We start from the raw sequence: 7,974 nt of genomic DNA on the forward strand, positions 1-7,974 counted from the left end.
GAGAAAGCACAAATAATGCAAGTGAACCGCCCCGGTTTCCGTAACAGGAGATCGGGGCGGTTTTTATATCATGGATTATATTTATTTTACATATTTACACAAAAAGATTTGAAAAGAAGCGGAGGCGGTGACTGGTTGAAAATTTAAGAGCGACTGAGTATAATAAAACTGTAAAATGCTTTATTTAGGAAAAGAGGTCTGTATGGCAAAGTTTGTACCATTTATTATAAAAACAGACGGCAGTCAGAATATCAGTGTGAAAATCGTGCGCATGAAAAAGTCTGATGCGGTACAGACTGAAAAAGAACCCGTCTGGCAAACAAGCTGGTTGTCAGATTATATTCAGGATGATGCCTTTGAAAAGTATGCCTTAAAGACGGGTAATGGCGAATTGGTTGCGCTGGCTGCATACGAAATATTGGAAAATGACGTGATGGTTCATATTACCTACATTGAGAGCCAGCCGGAAAGCAATCCGACAATTGTCGGGCATTCTAAAAAGTATCAGGGCATTGGCCGGGTGTTGATTGCGTACGGAATCAAGCTGTCGATTGACCATGAATGCGGCGGGACGGTTACGTTCGAGGCAAAGGTTCCGGAGCTGGCAGAGCATTATGTCCGGGACTATGGAGCTTGTCCATTGCCGAGTTTTGGTGGAGCACCGCGTTATGAACTTTCTGGTGAGGCAGCAATGAACATCTTTGTAACTTACTTGAAATGAGGTGTGTTTGATGAGTGCAAAAGAATATTTTCAGCGTGATGCAGAGCGAGAGACATTTTATCGCACATTTTATCAAATTTGCAGACGCTTTAATGTCACATGGTCAACAGCAACGCCGGAAGTCCGAGCTTTTATTGAGGAAGTTACCCGTGTGACTTATGAACAGGAAAAAGCAAAGCGTAACGGAGTTTCTCTTAGTACAGTGAAGCCGTTCTTTGGAGATACAGCGTGTTAAAGAAACGGCAGAACACTGTTCCGAACGCCCTGTAATTTTAGCACCCGCTCAGGTTGCGATTAAGTCTCCCCGGAAATAAAATCTGGTAGGGTAAAGAAGATAAAAGCTCTTGGCTTCTGTAATGGAGGCCAAGAGCTTTTTGCATCTTGTTTTGTAAGCGGAAAGAGGTTACAATAATAGAAAAGAAAGCGTATATCAGTCGAATAAGGTGGTAGGCCTATGAAGTTTTTCGAAGTGGTTCCCAGTGAACTTTTCTCGCCGCTGGCTTCGCCCAACCGTATTTTATATGCGGATGCACTGGACGTACTGTACGCAGCATACCAAGAAAACTTGAAAATACGGGAAGATGTCTTGTATTCAATGCTGCGCGGCAGGCTGGAGCAGGAACTGGCGGATGCTACGTTTGAAGATGAAGACATTGACGAAGAGGAACTGAGGGATATCTCTGGCCGCGCCCGTTTTTTGATCCGCAAGCTGTGTAGTAAGGGGTGGTTTGAGAAGGAACGTGGGGATGATTTTGAAGAGTATATCACGATTCCTAATTACAGCAGCCGCTTGCTGGAATTATTCCACCAACTCCGCGATGATAGCCCGGCTCGTGGATATTCCTATGTGTTCGGAACGTTCTCTGCATTAAAGGTCGCTGACGATAGCGACAATGCTTACGAAAAAATGACGGCGCTTTACAGTGCCTACGATAACACAACGGCACTGATTAGTTTGTTGCAAATGGTCTATCATAACGTAAAGCATTACTTTCAGATGCAGATCGATATGCAGGATGTCAACCAGGTGCTGGCTGCACACTTCAATGACTTCGGACAAAAAGTTGTGGAGGCATACATCCGTCCGCTGAAAATCAAAGACTCAGTGCCGAAGTATCGTGTCCCAATTCAATCTATACTGAGACGGTGGGAAGAAGATGACGCGCTGCTGATGACGATGGCAAATGAAGCATTGCGTGATAAGCGGGGCAAGACATTGGAAGACTGCCGTGCCGATCTGCTGAGGAAAATTTTCTGGATCGAAGAACGCTATGACAATTTAGAGAAGGACTATCTTGAAGAAATTGATACGCAGGTCCGGCGCTATACCAGGGCAGCAACACAGAAAATCGAGAACCTGACGAACCGAGATCAAAGCGTGCGCGGCAATTTGAATGTTTTGCTGACGGCACTGTCCAGAAACCGCAGGGCATCTGAGCTGGTGGACCAGATACGACCGGCATTTCAATTGTATGAGCAGTCTTTTTTGTCAGAAAAAAGTCTGTGGTACCGTAAGCGTCCCGAAAAACGGACAAAAACCGCGTCGGTGCTGATACAAGATGATCAGGCACCGAATACGGAAGAACAGGTCAGAGCGGCACAGTTACTGCAATCGAAATATGGCCGGGCAGCAGTAAATGCTTACGTGCAGGGATGGCTGGGAGACGCTGACATTCGTTGCTCGGAGGAGCTCTCGCTTGAAGAGGACAAGGATTATATCATGAGTTTGCTGGCAATCCTTGGAAGCAAGGATACATCTGCCGGTTATGTGGTCCAGGAACTCGATGGCATTTTTTGCAAAAATGGCTATTCGATCCCGAAAATGCAGATCCGGAGGAAGGAGAAGAAGCCGTGAATTTTGATTTTGTTACCAATGCAACGGCAAAAGAACTGGAACAATTCAAATCTGTCTGCAATCAGCTGCTCAGCCGCACATACATTGTGCGAACCATCTACCAGCCGGGAAAAGGCAGGGTGGATAACCCAGACTATCTTTTTCTATCACGGCACTATGAGGCTGTACAGGAGTACCTGAGTCTGCTGGACTGGGATTTGCGCAGGGATGAACTGAACGGATACTTTTATGTGTTGAACACAGACGAGGCTAACCGTTGCAACCTCAATAAAAAAGAAACGGCGATTTTGCTGGCATTACGGCTGATCTACGAAGAAAATATGGAGCGTTTGGGTTTGGAGCAGGATGCCGTATGTACTGTGCGGGATGTGCTGGAAAAAGTGGTGACCGACTATCCAGTTTTTCCGGCTAAGCCGAATATGGAAGAGGTCAAACGCGCGTTTACGGTACTGGAAAACCATTCTGTGATTCAAAGACTGGAAGGAAAATTCAACCAGGGCAGCTGCAGGATCGCAATATTGCCAACCATTCTTTCTGCGGTCTCCAGCGAAAAGCTGAACTTGGTTGTGTCTGTTTTGAAAAAGGAGGAAACAGATGAAGAAGCTGAAGAAGATCCTGCTGATCAACTGGCTCTATTTCAGTAAGGAACTGATTGAAGTGGGCGACATCAATTTCCTGACCGGCAAGAACGGTGCCGGAAAGTCAACGGTCATCGATGCACTGCAGATCGTGCTGCTGGGCGAGACAAATTCCCGCAATTTTAATCAGGCAGCCAACGAAAAATCGCAGCGCACATTGGAAGGCTATCTGCGCGCCGACATGGATGATAACAGCCCGTATTCCCGCCGTGGTAAGGACTTTTCTACCTATATTGTCTGCGAATTTCAGGATGAGATGGAGGGCAGCAACTTTGTGACGGGCGTTACCTTTGACTGCCGTAGCGATGGAAGTTACCGTGATACATTCTTTATTTACACGGGGACACTGCCGGAAAATTGCTTTATTGAACAGGGCGAGGCAATGGAGATTTCTGCACTTCGCCGTTTTTTGAAGCAGAACTATGCACGGGCAGAATTTTACGATACCCAAAAAGAGTATCGCCGCAATATGCTTGCAAAGTGGAACGTTCACAACGAGCAGGTCTTACGGATGATGAAGAAGGCTGTTTCGTTCCGGCCAATTGTGGATATCCAAAAATTTATTACGGAGAACATCTGCGATATTCCGGATAAGCCCAATATTGAGCTGATGCAGCAAAACATCCGGGATTATAAACGGCACGAATTGCTGGCGCAGCGTCAGCAGGAAAAGCTGGATGCGCTGCAGCAAATCAGCAGGCTGTATCAGGAGATGAACCAAGCCATAGACCGCTGCCAAATTCAGAAGTTTCTGGTACGGTGGGCAAAAAAAGAAGCTGCGCAGACAGAGATCGACCAGAGGGAATTGGAACGAACTGAATGCAAGGAGAACCTTGCAAATGTGAATGAGCAACGGGAGGAGCTTGAGCGGCAGATCGAACAGAAAGAAACGCGCCGCAGTGAGCTTGAGCTGGCCTGCAGGCAGAGCAACGTTTTCCAGGAGGAAGAGCGTCTACTCAACATGGAAAAGGCTCTGAGAGATGAGCAGAAAAAGCTGGAACAGGGTCTGCAAAATCTTGAAGTGGAGATTAAGCGGGAAGCACGGCGTTTGCAGAGATTCTGTGGGAAGATACAAGAACTGGAACCGGAAGAACTTCTCATACCGGTGCAGGAAGCGGCGAACACTGCGCAGAAAGCATATGCTGTATTTACTGGTGACGAGAAGGGATTGTTTGCCCGGCCTGTGGAGTTGTTTGAAACGGGGCAGCAGGCAGCGGCCGAATTGTCGGATGCTGTCCGCAGTGCGGCTCATAAAACAGAGGATCGTATTGCAGAGCTGAAGAAGCAAGCCGACCAGAAAAGTGCGGTGCTTGCAAATCTGCGCAGGAACATCAAAGATTATCCCCATGGGCTTCTGCTGTTCAAAGACCGGCTGGAAAAGGATCTGGCGGATAAAACGGGGCATGCGGTTCCCGTTTATATTCTGGCTGATGTGCTGGAAATGGCAGATGAGCGCTGGCGTGGAGCGGTAGAAGGCTACCTAAATAACCAGAAATATTATCTGCTGGTGGAGCCGGGACGTTATCAGGATGCACTCAACATTTACGACCGGCTGAAGCAGGAAGCAGAGTACCGTGCGTTTGGTCTGGTAGATATCGGAAAACTGCGGGAAAAAGAAACACTTCGACCGCTGCCCGGCAGTCTGGCAGAAAAGGTGGAGACAGAAAACAAGCTGGCACGCAGCTATGTGGACTATCTTCTGGGTCGGGTGATATGCTGCGACACGGCAGAACAGTTGCGCTGCTATAAGACGGCAATTACGGCAGAAGGAATGCTGTATCAGGGCTATGTGGCCCGCGCACTTCGGAAGGGCTGGATGGAAGACGCCTTCATCGGGCGGCGTGCGGTGCAGTTCCGCATCGACCATCTGGAAAAGGAACTGACCTGTCTGCAGGAAGAGCTGCGGCATTGGCAGCCGCTCCAGAAGCAGCTGACCGGCCTGCAGGAGCCGCTTTTTACCCAAAGATTCGTCCGAATCGATGTGGCGCAAAAGCAGGAGGACTACCAGCGCGTCCAGACGATCATCAAGGAAATCGCAGAAGTCAAAAATCAGCTTTCCCAGCTGAATCTGTTCTGGTTGGATGAGCAGCGGCGCATCATTGAACAGTTGAAAGAAGAGATCCTTGCATTCAATAAGGAAAAAGATGCGAAAAATGTGCAAAAAGGGAAGTTGGAAGGCCGCATCCATCAGCTGGAATATGAGATTTTGCCGGAAAAATACCAACAGTATGAGGCCATCGAAGATGTTTTGAACGAGGAGTTCACGAAGGAATACCGAGAAACCATCGGCGTTCCCCGCTATCGGCAGGAGCTTGTCCGCTTGAAAAAGGCAGATGTCATCCGCAAGAACTTCGGCGACAGTTTGGCGCAGAGCACAAAGGCGATGGACGGGGCTCAGAAGAAACTGTTTGCAGCACGCAGAGAATATGCAGAACGGTTCAAACCCTGTGCATTCCAGATCGAGGTGATGGATAACACAGAATACGAGGAAGAACGACGTACTCTGCAGGAAAGCGAGCTGCCCCGATACAAAGAAAAAATTCGGGCGGCACGGGAAAGCGCAATGGAGCAATTCCAGAACGATTTCCTTGCCAAACTGAAATCCAGCATCGACCAGGTGCAAGAACAGGTGCACAATCTGAACAAGGCCCTGCGCCAGGCACAATTTGGCACAGACAAGTACCAATTCCGTGTAGGGCCAAACCCGGATTATCTGGATTACTATAACATGATCACGGCAGATGAACTGATGGAAGGCGAATCCGGTCTATTCGCACTGCCCTTTCAGCAAAAATACGGCCCATTGATCGAAAAACTGTTCAGCCAGATCACAATGGCAGACGATACGCAGCTCAATGTCCGCAAACAGAGCGAACTGCAGGAGAATATCGTCCGCTATACAGACTTCCGGACGTATCTGAAGTTTGATTTGGAAACGACTGATCAGAACGGTTCCAAGCAGCTGCTTTCTCAAACACTGAATATGAAGTCCGGTGGCGAAACACAAACGCCATTCTATATTGCGGTGCTGGCCTCGTTTGCCCAGCTGTACCGCGTCAACGATGCTACCCGTTTTGGTAATACGGTGCGTCTGGTGGTGTTCGATGAAGCTTTCAATAAAATGGATAGTGACCGGATCACGGAGAGTGTACTCCTTCTCCGAAAGATGGGGCTGCAGGCGATCATCTGTACGCCGCCGGATAAGGTCTCGGACATTATGCCCATTGCAGACCGCACATTATTAGTGGACAAATCCGGATACCGGATGCATATTATTCCATTTGGAAAGGAGATGCAGAATGAAGGAAGCACAGGTGATCCTGAATCGTCTGCTGGATAAGTTTGAAAACAGTAAGCATCTTTCTGAACCCAACACATCCAGACGTCGGGTAATGCTGCGCATTGATAAAAGGGAGTTGCCGGAGTATCAATACGAAGATGCGGTGGTTCGGGATGCTTACAATATTGCAGCGCGGGAGCTGGAGCAGCAGGCTTTGGTGCGTCTGGAATGGGCGAGAAAGCAGAGCGTTCTCTCCTGCATTGTGCTGGATCTGGAACGGGTCGCACAGTGCTATGAGTGCGCCGACAGAGTGCATCCGCGAAAAAAGGCAGAAGAGGTTGCAAACATCATCATGCAGAAGCTGGCAGACAATCCCGTTCCATGGATCGCGGCATGGAGGGATGCTGTATGTGCTCAGGTGCGGAACAGCATGAAAGTGCCGACGTATTGCAGGGAAAATGACGGTCTGCTGCAGGAGCTTTTGCTCACGTTTCAACGGTATGCGGAGCTGTCCGGCAGTGTGACGATGCGTGCATTCAGCAGCCAGTGTTTTCACGATACCAAGTATTTTGAGCGAAATGTACGGGAGCTGTTTCTTACCATTGCACGAAAGTACAATACCCAACTGGCGGCGGCCTGTACAGAAGCGGAACTTGGTGAGCGGGATCAGCTTGCATTTCTGGGAATCTATGCCCGCCCAGAGCTTTACGAACTCTCGGGCGATTGCGCGATCTGCTTGAAGAAGGGAGAACTACAGCTCAGCGCAGCAGAACCTTATGGATTGGCTTTGCCCAGTACACTTGTGTCAGAGATTGTGGACATTGAACTAAAAAACATCTGCTGCATTACCTTTATCGAAAATAAAACGAACTATGATGAATATTTGCTGGCGGAAAAACAGCCAGAAGAACTTGCTGTTTATCACGGCGGCTTTCTGAGCCCGCAGAAGAAAAAACTTTTTGAAAAACTGGCTGCTGCGGCAGGGGAAACCATGCAAATTCGATTCTGGGCGGATATTGATCTGGGCGGTTTTTGTATGTTTGAAAACCTGCAAACGGTGTTTCCACAGCTTGAACCCATGCGTATGGAAGGGCGCTTTGTGGAACAGTACCACAAAAATGGCCTGAAGCGGCCGGAGCAGTATCTGAAGAAGCTGAAGAAAGAGCGGAATGTGGGAAGATATACGCTGTTTGTTGATGCAATTGATAAGATTTTGCAATATGGGGTCACAATCGAACAAGAAACATTTCTGGAGTAGAATTCATGCGAAGATAAGAACGTACTATCATTCTTCCCAAATGCCCTGAATTTTGGCACTTGCTCAGGCTGCTATTAAAAATCCCCGCAAGCGATTGCGTGAGAGCGTGAGAGAGTACACATAAAACTTCATAAGTAAAATAAACCCGCCCCGGTTTCCGTAACAGGATGATATGAACCCCAAAAGTTAGACAAAAATCAAATTAAGCGACCCCAACGGTCT

The 7,974-nt window shown here is 48.2% G+C and carries 6 protein-coding genes; all 6 read left to right on the forward strand.

The window, feature by feature from the left end; genetic code table 11:
* The first annotated feature begins 202 nt into the window (after nt 1-202).
* The 6 genes from J3353_RS15110 (at nt 203) to J3353_RS15135 (ending at nt 7,752) form a co-directional block, all read left to right on the forward strand.
* Nucleotides 203-721, forward strand: a complete 519-nt coding sequence (locus tag J3353_RS15110; protein WP_097770215.1) for a hypothetical protein — start codon at nt 203-205, stop codon at nt 719-721.
* Nucleotides 722-731: 10 nt separating this feature from the next.
* Entirely contained in the window at nt 732-956 is a 225-nt protein-coding gene (locus tag J3353_RS15115) for a hypothetical protein (RefSeq protein WP_128118643.1), read from the forward strand.
* A 219-nt stretch (nt 957-1,175) separates the two neighbouring features.
* On the forward strand, nt 1,176-2,576 hold the full coding sequence (locus J3353_RS15120; protein WP_097770214.1) for a Wadjet anti-phage system protein JetA family protein: 1,401 nt from the start codon (nt 1,176-1,178) through the stop codon (nt 2,574-2,576).
* On the forward strand, nt 2,573-3,220 hold the full coding sequence (locus tag J3353_RS15125) for a DUF4194 domain-containing protein (protein WP_005920847.1): 648 nt from the start codon (nt 2,573-2,575) through the stop codon (nt 3,218-3,220). The genes J3353_RS15120 and J3353_RS15125 overlap by 4 nt, the downstream gene beginning before the upstream one ends.
* Nucleotides 3,171-6,554, forward strand: a complete 3,384-nt coding sequence (locus J3353_RS15130) for an ATP-binding protein (RefSeq protein WP_156074464.1) — start codon at nt 3,171-3,173, stop codon at nt 6,552-6,554. Before J3353_RS15125 ends, J3353_RS15130 begins: the two co-directional genes overlap by 50 nt.
* Complete coding sequence (locus J3353_RS15135) at nt 6,514-7,752, forward strand: Wadjet anti-phage system protein JetD domain-containing protein (protein WP_156074466.1); 1,239 nt, start codon at nt 6,514-6,516, stop codon at nt 7,750-7,752. The genes J3353_RS15130 and J3353_RS15135 overlap by 41 nt, the downstream gene beginning before the upstream one ends.
* Nucleotides 7,753-7,974 lie beyond the last annotated feature (222 nt).

The sequence above is a fragment of the Faecalibacterium sp. Marseille-Q4137 genome, assembly GCF_017377535.1.
Lineage (GTDB): Bacteria > Bacillota > Clostridia > Oscillospirales > Ruminococcaceae > Faecalibacterium > Faecalibacterium duncaniae.

Bases quoted from the DNA above. Each gene is read 5' to 3' on its own strand.
- J3353_RS15120 (WP_097770214.1), top strand. From the start codon at position 1,176: ATGAAGTTTTTCGAAGTGGTTCCCAGTGAACTTTTCTCGCCGCTGGCT.
- J3353_RS15130 (WP_156074464.1), top strand. From the start codon at position 3,171: ATGAAGAAGCTGAAGAAGATCCTGCTGATCAACTGGCTCTATTTCAGT.
- J3353_RS15110 (WP_097770215.1), top strand. From the start codon at position 203: ATGGCAAAGTTTGTACCATTTATTATAAAAACAGACGGCAGTCAGAAT.
- J3353_RS15135 (WP_156074466.1), top strand. From the start codon at position 6,514: ATGAAGGAAGCACAGGTGATCCTGAATCGTCTGCTGGATAAGTTTGAA.
- J3353_RS15115 (WP_128118643.1), top strand. From the start codon at position 732: ATGAGTGCAAAAGAATATTTTCAGCGTGATGCAGAGCGAGAGACATTT.